Raw genomic sequence first — 15,167 nt, 5'->3', positions numbered from 1 at the left:
CTACTTATCTTTATTGTTATTTTAACAAACGCGTATAAACGACAAGTCTCTTTTCATGCTCGCCCTTTGCTCGGTTATACTTTCCTGTGCAGGTTATTAAATTTAACTGCTCCATTTCGGTATCGCCGAAAATTTTTTCGATGGGTGCTTCAGCTGTAGGGTAAGATTCTACGGCCACGACCTTGAAGACGAGGTATTTTCCTTCATTGTCCGATAACACTACAGGTTCCCCGGGCTTCAATTTTTTCAGCGGGTAAAAAACCGCGGGACCCGTATAGTTATCCACATGCCCTGCCATGATAGCATTTCCCTTTTGTCCAGGTAAAATGCCATCCACTAACACACCAGCCACCTTGCTTGATACGGGGGCTTCCATCTGCCCGTTTTCTAACAGTCCTACGGGTTCAACAGGAGCCTTTATGCCAACTGATGGAATCCACAATCGCGTTGGAGTTATAAACATCGATGGGTCATTTATTAGTTTTTCTTCTTTATCCTTATTTAAGTCCTTTACCGTTACGTTTTGCTTAATGCTCTCCGGATATTCCCGAGGAGAAGATGAATCCGTTTGTTGCAAGCTGCGCGGGGCAGTATTCTTGTTTTGAGAAGAGTCTGATGCGTGATTTTGACAACCGGAGAATAACAAAACAAGAAGGAATATAAATACGATTCGTGTTGATTTTCGATTAATGGACATAAGTACCATCCCCTTAGTTTAAAGAAAAGAGGAAACATAATTTCCTCTTTTCGCTCTTTAATCTTACTCGCTCACACCGCCGTAACCTGTTTTTGGCAATGCTTTTGGCTTAATGCTCTTCGTATGCACTTTGTGTGCTTTACTTTTTGCTTTCATTCTGTGTTCTTTCGCTTTATGATGCTCTTTGGTTTTGTGTTCTTTTACATGCAATTTGTGCTCATTCGCTTTGTGTTCTTTGACATGCACTTTGTGTTGGTGGCTTTCTACCGGTGCCGCCGATACGGAGACTGCGGAAGCTGAAAGGAACAAACAAGTGGACAAAGCGAAAACTGCTGCTTTTTTCATGTGAATACCTCCTTTTTTGTTTTCCCCGAATTCATTATCTACATGGTTGTATCAAGTTATGGCTGGTAATTTCGACCTTTAAATTCAATGGTTTTTTATAGAAGATATAGTGCTAATCCATGCCTGATTGCGAATAACAAGTTCACCATGAGTTTGTGGTCGTTCCTGTCAAGCGTGATATCATATTGTTTATTTTGTGCACTAAAAAAGCCGCACATTGTGCGACTTTTTATATCAGGCTATCGCCATATCGGTACCTGATATCTGCTGGATTTCACTCACGCGTCGTTGTCAAACCATCTTCCAGCAAGGGCTTCAGATAGATCAGATTTAATCAGCAAGAGCCGTTTTTTTCAGCGTGATCTATCTCATGTTAGTTCATGTATCTTCACGATCTTAAAAGTGCTGCAGAACGATTTTACCCACTGTCCGTCCTGTTTCCAAAAGACCATGCGCTTTACGCAGGTTCTCCGCGTTGATCGGCTCCAGCTTTTGTGCAATGGTCGTCCGTATGATGCCTTGGCCCACGAGCCGTGCGACCTCATTAAGGAGTTTATGCTGCTCTATCATATCGGCTGTCTGATAGGTGGAGCGTGTGAACATGAATTCCCAAACAAAGGTTGCGCTTTTATTCTTAAGAAGTGTCAAATCCAATAATTCATCTGTCTCAACAATCGAACAGATTTTACCCTGGGGAGCAATAACTTCCGCCATGCTGCTCCAGTGCTGCTCAGTACGATTTAAACAAAATACATATTCAACCTGATCAATTCCCACCGCCTGAAGCTGTGGCAACAATGGATTGTAATGATTAATGACTTGATCCGCTCCCTGTTCCTTCACCCACTCAATCGATTCTGATCGAGAAGCCGTACCAATCACAGTTAATCCTGCGTACTTTGCCAGCTGAACAGCAATAGATCCCACGCCCCCAGCAGCTCCAATAATCAGGATGGACTTGCCTTTATTCAAGGCCTTATCTACCGGTATTCCCAGCCGATCAAACAGCCCCTCCCAAGCTGTAATGGAGGTTAGAGGTAAGGCCGCTGCCTCTGCAAAATCCAAGCTGGACGGTTTTAACCCAACAATACGTTCATCTACAAGATGAAATTCGCTGTTCCCGCCAGGGCGGACGATGCTGCCTGCATAATAGACTTCATCGCCTGGCTTAAACAATGTAGTGTCCGGTCCAACTTGCTCGACTACTCCAGCTACGTCCCATCCCAGCACCTTCAGTTCATTTTCAATGCGTTCCTTTGGTGCTCTTACTTTTACATCTACCGGATTAACTGAGATAGCCTCCACCCTGATCAATAATTCCTTCCCTGTTGGAACTGGCTTCTCAATTTCGGCATCCACAAGACTGTTGGGATGCTCGATCGGAAGGTATTGATATAATCCTACAGCTTTCATCATTTCATTAGACATGGCTAACTCTCTCCTTTTATAAGAATATTGATATGGAAATTATCCAGCAAAATAAGGGCTTACCATGGAAGCTCGCTGTCCATATAGTAGAAGCCGCCTGTTGGACCAACTTCAGGCAAAGTAGCCAGGCGAACTGCCGTCTTTGCTCCATCCTCAGCCGATAGTTCGGCCTTTTCTCCACCCATCTGGGTTTTGACGAGGCCAGGGTGTACAGCGTTTACTTTCAGGGCGGTTCCTTTTAATTTCTGTGCCCAATATGCTGTAAGCATGTTTAATGCCGCTTTAGATGCTGAATAAGCTGGTGTACCAATACGCTGTGCAAGCTCATTGGAGAGCATAAATTGAATGGAGCCCAATGCGCTGCTCTGGTTCACAATTCTTCCGGCTTCACTCTTCAGTAGGAGCGGCAGCAATGCTTCCGTAATGTAATATGGAGCAAATGTATTGACCTCAAATGTATCGCGAAATGCATCCCCGTCATATTCCTCTTTTTCGGCCCATACTCCCGCATTGTTGACGAGGATATCCAGACGTCCATAGGTAGTACTGATCCATGTGGTTAGAGCCGCAATATGGTCCGCATTCGTCACTTCTAGCTCTACGCCGATCGATGTAACACCCTCACTGCTCAGTTTTTGCGCCGTTTCATCGGCTGTTGCCTTATTCCGTGCTGCGACCAATACCGTAATGCCTTGTAGTCCAAGCTGTCTGGCGACTTCAAACCCGATTCCCTTGTTCGCGCCGGTTACCAATGCAATTTTAATTGTCATTTTACTTCCTCCTCATGGGTTATACTGATATATTTTTATTTGTTAATCGAGATCAAATCGGCTGTCTGTACAGGTCGTACACTTCGGAGATGCTGCAAATAAGCAACTTGGCTTTCGGTGATCTGTTCATCCGTAATATGGTTCGCATTATGTAGAGCACTTCAAATAGAACAGTACCGTTGTATCAGGCTGACTTCTCATCGCTTCAGTTAAGGCCTTATTAATTCGTGAACCTTGCAGGTCGGGATGAGCCACAAATAATCAATGTTTTCACAGTAAACGCTCCATTTCATTATATAAGAATGATCGTTCTAGAAATAAAATGGGATGGATTTCAGCAGTTGGTTAAGACAGGAGGTTCTCCTGCCTTGTGACCTGCCGTGAACCTTTTACAAGAATGATCATTCTAGATATCTCAAAAATTAAATTCGTCTTATTTTTCAAGAGTATGCATGGTCATTACAAATATGCGCTGGAGCTTTTCCTTTGATACTGAGGTTCGAGCCATTACTCTTATCCCTGTCAGGGCATTGTGCAGGTACTCCGCAAATTCCTCTGCTGTATACTGATCGCTGAACTCTCCACTCTGCTGCCCCCAGGATATAAGCTCCACAAGCAGATGTTCCACTTTCTCGAAGGCTCCTACTGCTTTTGCATCTACAACTTCATCCCGACATGCCATTTCAACAGCTGAATTGACAAACATGCACCCTGGCGGCGCGCCTTCCTCACCGATGCTCATGTAATCAAAAATGAACTGGATTGCTTCCTTTGCTGTTTTAGACTGCTTTATTCCTGCTGCCAATCTGGCATCTGTGCGTTTCTCAAAACGATCCATCGCTTTTAAAAACAAGGTGTGTTTGTCTGTAAATGTATCGTAAAGGCTCCTGCGGTGGATCCCCATATGCTCGACAAGATCACTCATCGACGTCTTCTCATATCCCTGCTCCCAGAAAAGCTTCATGGCTTTTTCCAGGACTTCATTTTCTTCAAATTCTTTGCTTCTAGCCATTCTATCTTCCCCCCAAATTCTATACCATGTCTATCATATCATTTTGGGAATGATCGATAAAGAATCATGTCGGGATGGTTACTCTTAGCATTATAATGAGAACGATCATTCTAATTGGTCGAAAGCCGGTTTGTTTTTCTTTGAATGTATCCTACCATATTGAGAACGATCGGTAAAGAATTATTTTTAGATAACCATAGAACCATGTTCTTGTCTCTCGTCAGTAAACCAGCCGATCTACTTGGATCGGCTGCCTTCTTGTTCTTATTGAGCTATTGTTATGTTTAAAACCACGGCGGCCGAACCAACTCGTTACTCAACAACGACTGCATGAGTTTGTTTAAATAATCAATCATTTTCTCCCATGATCAACTGATCTAGCGTCGTTCCACCGAGCACTATGGAATATACGTTTTCGTACTTGGATACAATGAACGAATTGCTTTGGGGTTCCTCGACATAAGGAATAAGTCTTTTCGAAAAAGCCGGTTTACCGTCCAACATCTCCCGGTTTGGCCCCTTCTGGCCTAAAACCTAATCTCTGCCGGTCAACAGTCGTCTTCCTAACTGCAATCGTGCTTCAAGCTCGATCCTGTTTTTGCAATCTTCGCAGCAATGCATTCCTTTGAAATTTCGTTTCACACGGTCGTAAGCTTGAGTCCCCTCAATGACATAAAACTCTTTTCTGCAATGATCACAGGTGGTACGAAGACGAAAAAATCCATCGATTCGCTCTTGCATTGCATCCCCTCCTGTCATTCACGACAAAGTCCGGTACTATTGACGTGATTACTGCAACGCGATATAACTAAATAAATTCTAAATAATACACTGTGTTATTTATTTTAATACATTGTGCTAAATCAGACAAGGGGGGCGTTAGCGTTGCCGAAAGTCGTGGATCACGAACAAAAAAGAAAACTAATCGCCGAATCAGCATGGAATATTATTAAAGAAAAAGGGATCGAACACGCGTCCATCCGTGCCATTGCTGCTGCGGCAGGGTTATCACCCGGCGCATTGCGGCATTATTTTTCAACACATGACGAGCTGTTGCTATTTATCGTGGATTATTATTTGACAAGAGGGGTTGCCAGAGCAGAAGAGCGACTCGAAATAAGCCCTATTCCGATGAAGGCTGCAAGGGAAATTCTGCTACAACTGCTCCCTTTGGATGCAGAAAAACGAACTTCCAGCGGCGTCTGGTGGGTCTTCGCCATCCGCTCCCTCACGAGTCTGGCATTACAAGCTAAAAAAGACGAGCTCACGGACGGACTCCACTACCTGACTAAAGCCGTCCTCGACATCCTAGCTGAGGCGAAGCTTCTCCTCCCTTCAGTAGACCTACAACTTGAAACATTAAGATTGGCCGCGATTGTCGAAGGCTTAACGATACTCGCTTTGCTCCGCCCGGAGCTCTACACGCCGGAGACAATGGAGCAGATCGTCAGCCGCCAACTTCAGGAACTGTGCTCTCAAGCTATGAATGAATAAGCATGTAGACATAACTAGATACTTATCTAATCCATTGTCGGCTCATGTTCTTTTCCTTTGCGGCAATCGATGCAAGTTCTTGTCCTCTAGACATGAACTCGCCGCTATAATAGCGACTTTCTAACAGGTTCCGATACGGTGTCTCCACGCTTCAATGAACTCAACGAATGTCTTCTGGTATTATGGCTCGCAGACGATGCCAGGATAACTTCGATCCCCTATAGCATGCAGCTAAACTTTAATTTCTTCAGCATCCCAGGAGGTTATAAACTCTGCTTTCATCCGGACGGTGACAGAGGTACCCGCACAGAGTTTCGACGAGACGCTCAGGCCGTACCCCTCACCAGAGTGTAGCTTGATCCGCTCGTTCACGTTAAACAAGCCATAGGAACTTCCGTTGCCCCTGTGATCGCCAGGGCTGACTCGCTCCTCCGTCAGCAGTCTGCGGGACATCTCCTCGTCCATGCCAATGCCGTTGTCCGAAATCACGAAAACGAGATCGCTTTGATCCAACTCCACCGTAATATCGATAAGCCCTTTCCGGTCCTTCGCCTTGCGTATGCCGTGCAGCAACGCGTTCTCGACAATCGGCTGCAAGATAAGCTTAGGCATGCGATATGCCTTCAACTCATCCCCAGCAGCCACCTTGAAATCGAACGAGCCGAAAAATCGGCTCTGCTGAATTTCGAGATACACCTCTGCCAGCCTCAGCTCGTCCGTAACGCTTACGATGGTATTTCCTTTATTGAGACTGAGACGGAAATACTTCGCGAGACTGTCGATCATCATACTGATGTCGGTTGCCCCCTTACCGATGGCAATCCAGTTGATCGTATCCAGCGTGTTGTAAAGGAAGTGCGGATTGATCTGCGCCTGCAACGCCGACAGCTGGGCTTCCCGTTCGCGAATCTCAGCTCTGTAGTTTTCTTCGACGAGCGTACGCACCCTCAGGATCAGATGGTCGACGCTTCGCTCCAGCATATGGAAGTCACCATTAACCGCCGGTAACTCATGCAGACCGTCGATCGCTTCCTTGCCCTCCTTGCCTTCCTTTCGGATGACGGTGATCACGTGGTTGACTCGCCGATTCATCCCCCGCACGATAATCGCCAGAAGGACAAACGGGAGGATCAGGAACAACGCGACATATTCGATCAGCGAGCGCCACTCTGATTGCTTCGTCAGTCGCTGCGTAGCGGGCGACAGCTGGGATTTCGTTCCCTGTGCCACAAGCTTCCAGCCCGTCGGCGCAAGCGTCGTATACAGCAGATCGCTTTGTTCATTGTTCAGCAGAAGCGACTTTGTTCCTTCCGCCCCCTCGTTCAGCGAATCCAGCATGTGAGGATCAACCGCCGTGCCGATAAGCGCCGCATCGGGATGATACACGATTGCGCCATCCTGAGCAACAAGGTAAACGGCTGTGCCCGGTGCGAACTGCAGCTCGGATAGAATATTGGAGACGATGTCTTGACGGACGTCGATCATGAGCACACCGGACACTTTCTCATAATCATCCGGATCCCGCAGCATACGGGCAGCAGATAATATCGTCTCATTGGAGCCGCCGAGATACGACTCCTCGTATACGCCCGTCCATACGATCCCACCGTTTCCATCGATGATGGAACGAAACCACGGTCTAACCATCAAGCTATCCAGCGTGAAGAAATTGATTCTCTCTTCTGCATACAGCTTAGATTTGTCCACGAACACCCGAACATGAAACACGTCGGAATTAGACTGTACGGTCTCGACCAAATACCGCAAATCCTCAATCACCTTGATCTGTGTGCCGATTGACTGATCATCCGAATTAACGGATAAGTACGAATGCAGGTTTGCGTTCATGAATGCGGCGTCGCTAATATCCTCGATGCGCTCCAGCCGGTAGGAGAGATTGCTCCCGGCCTGCTTTAACGCTTGCTGCATCGTCCGGATGACCTCGCTCCTCAGAATATCCGCGGAACGCGCGTAATAACCATACAAGAAAATGCCCGCCGGAAGCACAATGAGCAGAAGATACGCGATTAACCAAGAACGGGGGATCGAGAAACGGCGAATCGCCGCTGGCCGGAGCAGCGGTGAAAGCAAGCCGGCTACGGCGACCCAGGCTCTACGCATGAGAACTCCGGTATGCGCTAGGTGTAACACCCGTTACCTTTTTGAACAGCTTCGAGAAGTAACTGGGATCGGTATATCCGATCGCGTAACAAATATCATAAAACTTGTACTGCGGATCGCGCAGCAGCTCCTTCGCCTTGTCCACGCGCACTTTAGTCAAATATTCGCCCACCGTCTGCCCCGTCTCCTGCTTAAACAGGAGACTGACGTACGTGGAAGACAAATAGACCGCCTTGCCGATATCGGCCACGGTAAGCCCGCCGTTGGCGTAGTTCTGATCGATATACCCGCGTACTCGCTCAATGACGTTTGCTACCCTGCCAGTCCGCTTCTCCCGAATGTGTTCCCCGACAGTCGCCAGATACGATTCGATCAGCCCCCGCATATCTTTTAACGTCTCCTTCGCGTACAACGCCTCTGTCAGCTCTCCCTCCATAACTTCCAGTTCGGAGTCCCCCGCGCCAAGCTCCATGAGCAGCTGTCCGATCGCGAGCACGAGCTGCATGCACAGATTGCGGCCGTACTTCAGGCCGTCCGGACGGGTGTAGGACAAGCTGGCAAAAATCATCTCCACGGCTTCGCTAATCTTGTCCTCATCGTCCGCCTTGAGTGCGGAAATCAGCTTCTCATGGAGCTCGTAATCGTATTTCCGCATGGCGCCTTCCTCCGGTTCTGCGCTCTCCAGACTGTCCATTGTGATGATACGGTTTTTGCCGAGGTACCACTTGTAATCGACGGCTTCGCGAGCTTGCTTGTAAGCTGGCGCCAGTCCGGATAAGCCGCCTGCCATATCGCTAATGCCGATCGTTACGCCGATCTTGAGCCAGCGCTCCAGATTGGAGCGAAGGTCGCCGGCCAGCGCAAACAGTGCCTCCGCCGCTTCGGTTACCGAATCGCCGCCGGGCTCCGACACCTGCAGCACGCCTACAAACTCACCGGTACGTTGCTCGAAGGCATACCCTCGCATATGCGTATCCAGCAGCTCCTCGTAGATGTTCAGCACCGAATACCACAGCAGCTGGCGGTCGCGCTCGGAACGGCTGGCCATCACATCGGCAAGATCATCCACGCAGACGACCATCACCCAATAGGAAGCATTCACGGGCAAGTCCAATCCCAGAAACGACACCCGCTCCGCCAATTCCGACTTCGGCGCACCCTCTCTGATCATGGAGAGCAGGAACTTCTCACGCAGGAGCGGCATACCTTCCTTTAGTTTAACGAGCAGCTCCTGCTTATAAATCCGTTCGGAGCTCTCCGCGTCCAGATCGGCAACGACGCGCTTGATGACCGTACCCAGCTCCTGCAAATTAACCGGCTTGAATATATAGTCGACCGCGCTGACCTTCATCGCCGATTTAAGATAATCGGCGTCGTCGTGCCCGCTGACGAATATGATCTTCATGGCCGGATATTCGGCCGAGATACACTGCGACATCGTAATACCGTCCATGTTCGGCATCCGGACATCCGTTAGTATAAGATCGGGCTGATCACGGGCGATCATCTCAAGAGCCACGTCTCCATCATCCGCTTCGCCTGCCACTTCAATTCCGTAAGCGGCCCAATCGAAATAAGCGCGCAAGCCCGCTCGGACCGCCGGTTCATCATCCACGATAAGCAATCGATACATCGCCCGCCATCTCCCTTCTCCTAATTTAACGGCCTAACAGTCTAGCGTCTTGATTGGCAAGCTCGGCCTGCACTTTGTCAATGTCTACTTCGCGAACGGGCAGGCCGTCTTCGAGCGATATCGCGGCCGCAATGCCTGCTGCTTGACCCAGCGCATAACAAGTCGCTTGGACGCGCATCGAAGACATTGCGACATGCGTTGCGGAAATCGATCTGCCCGCAACGAGCAGGTTGTCGATATCGCCAACAGGCACCATCGTGCGATACGGAATATCGTAGCCGTCTACGCGGCGCTCGTCGGTTGTCTTGCCCGCGTCCGGGCTATGAATATCGATCTCGTAATTTGTTTGGGCGACCACATCCAGGAACCGAGTGCCGCTTACAACATCTTGTTCGGTCAACGTGTACAGCCCTTCAATTTGATTGGTCTCCCTGACACCTGTCTGCGGTGCGATGTGTGCGATGGCGTATGTCTCGAAGCCCGTTCTCTGCAAATAATGCGCGATCGAGAACACCTGCTTAAGCGCTTCGGTCTCCGCGTAATTGACTTGCTCCATATCGGCTCCGTTCGCTTTGACACGCGACATATTAATGAGCAACACGCCGTCGTCGCGCTGTTTCCAATATAACCTGCGCCCCTGCGGCAGATCGGATACCTCCTCGTAATAATAACAGCCTTCCGGAAGTATCTTCTCTACCGGCTTTCCCGTATCCTGCATCGTAAACATAAGTGTCATCGGCTGCGTGAGTCCATCAGACTCGCGGCCGGTGCGGTAAGGCACACCCGCATCGATGGCTACTCGCGCGTCGCCGGTGCAATCGATGATGACATCGCCTTCTATCGCCCTTAGACCTTCGCGCGTCGAGACGATAACCGCACCGATCCTGCTGCCGCTGCGGATCGTGCCAACGAATTCACAATGGAAGTAGACCGATACCCCTTCCTTCTTCATTTTGTCATTCAAGTATTGGCGAAGCAAAAATGGCGAATACTGCGGCGCGACCGATTCGTCATGGCCGGCGGGCAGATAGTCGGCCAGCATCTCCTTGATGATCTCGCGGTAGATGCCAGTCACATTGCCGACAGGCATAAAGACGCTTACATTGGCTAGCGTCCCCATCCCGCCGAGTTGAGCGGATTTCTCCAGCAAGATCACCTGTTTGCCGCGTCTGGCCGCGCCAATGGCAGCGGCCGTCCCTGCAGGTCCGCCTCCGATGACGACAACGTCGGCCTTGGCATGGGCTTTCACTTGACGTTCGAACGAATACACTGCATGTTTCATGATGATCTCTCCCTTAGTGTAGAACAAGCGATATGCGCAAAAAAGGATCGCCTCCGCTTATCCTGTTTTTTATTTAGTCGTTGCGTACCAATCGTTAATTTCCTTTGAAGCCGCTTCCCCGCCCGATGACATAAACTTCGATTGAAAGTCGGCTAGGCTATCGATGGACTCTGCGCCGGCGATCAGTTTGACCGTGTAGTCGCCAACCATGGTGCTCAATTGCTGATTCGTCTTCGAATATTGCTGCATGTACGGAGCAAGACCCAGGACGTTTTTAATTTTCACTTCAGCTGGCTGTTCGTTGTTCAGGAAGTTAAACGCGTCAAACATAACCGGGTTTTTGCGAACGCGCGCTTGCCAATATTGAGGATAGTTTTCTTCATCCGTTCCCGCCATGTAGTTATTCGCCAAGTTGCGCTCGTCGGTGAAGATCGGCTGGATTGGCTCGTATGCCCCGTCAACAACTTTATAGTGCGTGCCTTCCACGCCGATGGCCATATTTTTGAACGTTTCCGGCTCCAGGCTTGCATTGATCCATTTGATCGCATCTTCCGGATGCTTTGATGCTTTCGGAATGAACGTCAGACGGTCAAATCCAGCGTTTGCCGCGAAGCCGGCTTCTCCGTTAGGCCCCTTGAGCGCCGGCACGAATGCGAATTTGGCCTCCGGCTTGGTCTTCGCAAGCGAATCCGAGATGGCCGGAATGTCCGCCCAGTGAACAACGATGGCGCCAGCTACGCCGCTTGCGAATTTCTCCTTCGCTGTAGCGTCTTTGTTGGCTACGAATTCTCGGTCGATCAATCCTTTCTCGTACAAGTTGCCTACGTAAGCGACATAATCCTTAAATGCCGGGTCCATGACACGCGGCACGAGCTTGCCGTCTACGTCGTTCCAAGTATTGGCGATCCCGAAAGCGCCTACGAGGTTGTCAATCATCGATTGGTCACCCTTGATCGTAAGCGGCACGTTGCGGTCGCCGTTGCCGCCTGGGTCCTTCTCCTTGAATTGCGTGAGAACGTTTGTCAGCTCTTCGGTCGTCGTCGGCATGGACAGACCCAGCTTCTCGAGCCAGTCCGTACGGATGAGTATGGAACTGTTGATATCATACGTAACGGTTACCGGGAGCGCGTATAGCTTGCCATTTACCTTAAGCGCTTCCATCGATTCGGGCTTTATAGCCGCCTTAATATGTGGGCCAAATTCGTCGATAAGCGGCGTCAGGTCGACGAGCGCACCCTTTTGCGCATAGTCCGAATATAAAGCCATGTCGTTATAGGAAGTGACGATGTCATACGCTTCGCCGGAGGACATGATCAGGTTCAGCTTCTCCGCCCACTTGTCTTGAGGCAGCATATCGTATTGCACTTTGTAGCCCGTTTTTTCTTCGAGCAGCTTGGCAACCGGGTATGCATTGTATTCTTCGTTCTGCCATACGTTCAGTCGCTTTAAGGCAGGCTTTCCCGTATCCGGTTTGGCCGTCGCTTCGTTGCTCGTGTTCGTTCCGTTGCCGGAACAAGCAGCCATTGTCATTGCCAGAAGCGCAGACATGGCCATGACAGACATCAATTTGAATGCTTTTTTCATAATGAGACCCTCCTGCAATCAGTATAATCTATATCATTAATTCTCCCGCAACGTCCCGATGACGGGGCGATTCTCCGGTACCTGAAGTCATGCCTTGACGTTCATCGCCGCTGCTGGAAAAGTTAATGCCTTCGGAAAGCTGCTTTACTTGGTTGCAATCAACCTTTAACGGAACCGATGAGCACGCCTTTGATAAAATATTTCTGCAGGAACGGATAAACGAGCAGAATCGGAATCGTGGATGCGATGACCGTTGCTGACCTGACGCCTTCCGCAGGCACGTTCATGAGATCGTCGGCCGTCTTGTCAAGCGCCGAAGATGTATCGGCGTTCATGACGATGTCCTGTAGGTACAATTGCAACGGCTTTAGCGACGAGCTGTTGATGTACAGCATCGGGTTGAAGTAGTCATTCCAATAATAAACGGCGTAAAACAGACCAATCGTCGCAAGCACGGGACCACTTAGCGGCAAAATAATACGGAACAGAACCGTTAAATTGCTAGCTCCTTCGATTTTGGCGGATTCCTCCAGGCTGGCCGGCAAGCTTTCAAAGTAGCTCTTGATGACCAGCATGTTGAACACGCTGATGAGCGCCGGCAAAATGAGTGAGCCTAGATGGTTAATGAGGCCCAACTCGCGGATGAGCAGATAGTTGGGGATGATGCCTCCGTTAAACATCATCGTGAAGATGAACAAAACGATGATGATGCCCATGCCCGGTAGCTCGCGCTTCGAGAGCGGATAAGCGGTCAGCGCCGTAATGAGCAGCGATGCGAGGGTACCGATGACTGTAATCAGCACCGATATCCAGAGTGAGTTTAGAAACTGGCTGTTCGTGACGACGAATTTCATCGTTTCGAGCTGAAAGCCGACCGGGAAAATTCCGACTTGGCCAGACAGGATGGCCCACTCTTCACTAATCGACTTGGAAAATACGTTTACAAACGGAAGCAGTGTAATAAGCCCCATCGCGATGAGCAGAACGTAGATAGAGCCATCGAGCATGAAATCTTTGACAGTTTTCCTATACATGGTCGTTCCTCCTTTACCAGATGCTGCGATTCAGGAATTTGCGGCTGAGCATGTTGCCGATGACGATAAGCAGGAATCCGACCGCTGAGTTGAATAGGCCAACCGCCGTACTGAAGCTGTAATCCTGCTGGCCGAGTCCCATCCGGTATACATAGGTGCCGATGACGTCCCCGGTCTCATACACGAGCGGATTATACATGGTCAAAATTTGTTCCGTCCCCGCCTCCAGCAGGCTGCCGATCCGCAGGATGAACATCAACACGATGGTAGGCAGTATGCCCGGAAGCGAAATCGACCACATCTGTCTGATCCGCCCCGCCCCGTCGATGGCTGCGGCTTCGTATTGCTCCTGCTCGATACCCGCGATCGCGGCGATAAACACGATAGCGTTCCAGCCGATTTCCTTCCACCCTGCCGTGAAGACAACCAAGCTGCGGAACAGGCTGTTGTCGGTAAAAAACGAGATCGGCTCTCCGCCGAACGAACGGATGATTTCGTTCACGATACCGCCGGTAGGTGATAGAATGTTAAGGAACAACCCCGAGATAATGACCCAGGAAAGGAAATGCGGCAAATAAATGATCGTTTGGATCGTCCGCTTGAAGAACATGCGCCGCACTTCATTGAGCATAAGCGCGATGACAATCGGAATCGGGAATAAAATCGTTATTTTATACAAACTGATGAGCAGCGTATTTACTAATACTTGCAGAAATTCATCCGATTGCAGCAACCTTTCGAACTGCGCCATCCCTACCCACTCGCTGCCGGATATGCCGCCGAAAATGTTGAAATCCTGGAAAGCGATAACGATCCCGTACATCGGCGTGTATTTGAACAATAACAAGAACGCAAGGCCCGGTATAAGCAGCAAATACATATCCAAGTTGCCTCTAATCAGCTTCCAACGCCGTCCGCCGGCGTACAGGAGAGTGCCTTCTCTTCCGCTACGTTTGCTCACGATCTCCACCTACTTTTCTCTGTCTTGTCTCTTATTGTAGGGGAGGCAGCCCAGAGGGAGTAGAGGTCGATCCTTTTATTTCTGGTCTTTTCCAACACAGTTTGCGAATGGACTTGTAACATGGGGGGCCCTGTAGTGTGCTACTTTGCCAAAAATTTTAGATAGCGCTTAAAGTCCTTTAAATCCTATCTGAAACACCTTTAAACCATTACCCGCTCAGGGGGTCCACATTATTAAACAGGTATTGCGGTAGCGTCTTTAAGCTCGTTCGCCAGACGGTCATAAACCCAAAACAGACGCATGTTGGGATGTCGGCATGATCAATATAAATCTGAATATGTCTGTCAGGAGCGCAGCATAATGGAGGTTCGGTTCGCCACTCATGAATCTTGTAAAAATGACCCTGATTGCATAATGCAATAGGGTCATTTTTTTAGTGTACCTTCAAAAAATGGGTCAGCAATTTGTACTTTACGGCAATTGCTTAAACTCTTGTCCCTTGACAGAATTCTATCAGCAAGTCAGGTGAGCCAATCGTCGTATCTCATTGCTTAACCTTCGATTGACTGGATACACTTCTTCTATGAAGTTTAAAATACGAAGAGCCGATTCGGGAACATGATCGTATCCCTGTATCATATCTCCTATGATTTCAGCAAAACGCGGGTATCTCCTCTCTAGCCGCCTCTCATTGCCGAATGGGTCGGGAAAGTAGTCCACCTCTTGCTCCAGCAGATGAAGCACGGATAGAATCCGATCCACTGCGTAACCTTGAACAAACCTTGTCGCGGAGAGACGCTCTCCCC

13 protein-coding genes are annotated in these 15,167 nt (G+C 49.2%); 1 reads left to right on the top strand and 12 read right to left on the bottom strand.

The window, feature by feature from the left end; all coding sequences use genetic code 11:
* Nucleotides 1-16 precede the first annotated feature (16 nt).
* The 6 genes from BMX45_RS29625 to BMX45_RS29595 all read right to left on the bottom strand — a co-directional run bounded on the left by BMX45_RS29625 (nucleotide 17) and on the right by BMX45_RS29595 (nucleotide 4,993).
* The gene (locus BMX45_RS29625) at nucleotides 17-697 is read right to left on the bottom strand and encodes a class F sortase (RefSeq protein WP_254778359.1); all 681 of its coding nucleotides are present in this window, start codon (nucleotides 695-697) and stop codon (nucleotides 17-19) included.
* Between the two features lie 63 nt (nucleotides 698-760).
* Nucleotides 761-1,042 (bottom strand): hypothetical protein, encoded by a 282-nt coding sequence (locus BMX45_RS29620; RefSeq protein WP_090914228.1) that lies wholly within the window; start codon nucleotides 1,040-1,042, stop codon nucleotides 761-763.
* A 396-nt stretch (nucleotides 1,043-1,438) separates the two neighbouring features.
* Complete coding sequence (locus tag BMX45_RS29615; RefSeq protein ID WP_090914225.1) at nucleotides 1,439-2,470, bottom strand: zinc-binding alcohol dehydrogenase family protein; 1,032 nt, start codon at nucleotides 2,468-2,470, stop codon at nucleotides 1,439-1,441.
* Nucleotides 2,471-2,529: 59 nt separating this feature from the next.
* Nucleotides 2,530-3,240 carry an SDR family oxidoreductase gene (locus BMX45_RS29610; protein ID WP_090914223.1) on the bottom strand — a complete coding sequence of 237 codons (711 nt, stop codon included), beginning with the start codon at nucleotides 3,238-3,240 and terminating at the stop codon, nucleotides 2,530-2,532.
* Nucleotides 3,241-3,673: 433 nt separating this feature from the next.
* Nucleotides 3,674-4,252, bottom strand: a complete 579-nt coding sequence (locus tag BMX45_RS29600; RefSeq protein ID WP_090914221.1) for a TetR/AcrR family transcriptional regulator — start codon at nucleotides 4,250-4,252, stop codon at nucleotides 3,674-3,676.
* A gap of 534 nt (nucleotides 4,253-4,786) precedes the next feature.
* Nucleotides 4,787-4,993: a hypothetical protein gene (locus BMX45_RS29595; RefSeq protein ID WP_090914219.1), complete on the bottom strand. Its 207-nt coding sequence runs from the start codon at nucleotides 4,991-4,993 to the stop codon at nucleotides 4,787-4,789.
* A gap of 144 nt (nucleotides 4,994-5,137) precedes the next feature.
* Here BMX45_RS29595 and BMX45_RS29590 point away from each other — a divergent pair, with 144 nt between their 5' ends.
* Nucleotides 5,138-5,746, top strand: coding sequence for a TetR family transcriptional regulator C-terminal domain-containing protein (locus tag BMX45_RS29590; protein ID WP_090914217.1), 609 nt, complete (start codon nucleotides 5,138-5,140; stop codon nucleotides 5,744-5,746).
* A 231-nt stretch (nucleotides 5,747-5,977) separates the two neighbouring features.
* Here the strand turns inward: BMX45_RS29590 and BMX45_RS29585 are convergent, their stop codons facing one another.
* From BMX45_RS29585 to BMX45_RS29560, 6 genes are all read right to left on the bottom strand, one after another.
* On the bottom strand, nucleotides 5,978-7,867 hold the full coding sequence (locus BMX45_RS29585) for a sensor histidine kinase (RefSeq protein ID WP_090914215.1): 1,890 nt from the start codon (nucleotides 7,865-7,867) through the stop codon (nucleotides 5,978-5,980).
* Complete coding sequence (locus BMX45_RS29580) at nucleotides 7,860-9,500, bottom strand: response regulator (protein WP_090914213.1); 1,641 nt, start codon at nucleotides 9,498-9,500, stop codon at nucleotides 7,860-7,862. Before BMX45_RS29580 ends, BMX45_RS29585 begins: the two co-directional genes overlap by 8 nt.
* 25 nt (nucleotides 9,501-9,525) lie before the next feature.
* Nucleotides 9,526-10,782 carry an FAD-dependent oxidoreductase gene (locus BMX45_RS29575; protein ID WP_090914210.1) on the bottom strand — a complete coding sequence of 419 codons (1,257 nt, stop codon included), beginning with the start codon at nucleotides 10,780-10,782 and terminating at the stop codon, nucleotides 9,526-9,528.
* Between the two features lie 69 nt (nucleotides 10,783-10,851).
* Nucleotides 10,852-12,366 (bottom strand): extracellular solute-binding protein, encoded by a 1,515-nt coding sequence (locus BMX45_RS29570; protein ID WP_090914208.1) that lies wholly within the window; start codon nucleotides 12,364-12,366, stop codon nucleotides 10,852-10,854.
* A 158-nt stretch (nucleotides 12,367-12,524) separates the two neighbouring features.
* On the bottom strand, nucleotides 12,525-13,400 hold the full coding sequence (locus BMX45_RS29565) for a carbohydrate ABC transporter permease (protein WP_090914206.1): 876 nt from the start codon (nucleotides 13,398-13,400) through the stop codon (nucleotides 12,525-12,527).
* Between the two features lie 13 nt (nucleotides 13,401-13,413).
* A complete protein-coding gene (locus BMX45_RS29560) occupies nucleotides 13,414-14,361 on the bottom strand; it encodes an ABC transporter permease (RefSeq protein WP_090914203.1) in 948 nt (315 codons plus the stop codon).
* Nucleotides 14,362-15,167: the final 806 nt, after the last annotated feature.

This window comes from Paenibacillus sp. cl141a, from assembly GCF_900109305.1.
In the GTDB taxonomy this organism is placed as follows: Bacteria; Bacillota; Bacilli; order Paenibacillales; family Paenibacillaceae; genus Paenibacillus_AQ; species Paenibacillus_AQ lautus_A.
The sequence above is the reverse complement of the archived record's forward strand: the minus strand, read 5'-3'. Positions and strand labels throughout refer to the sequence as shown.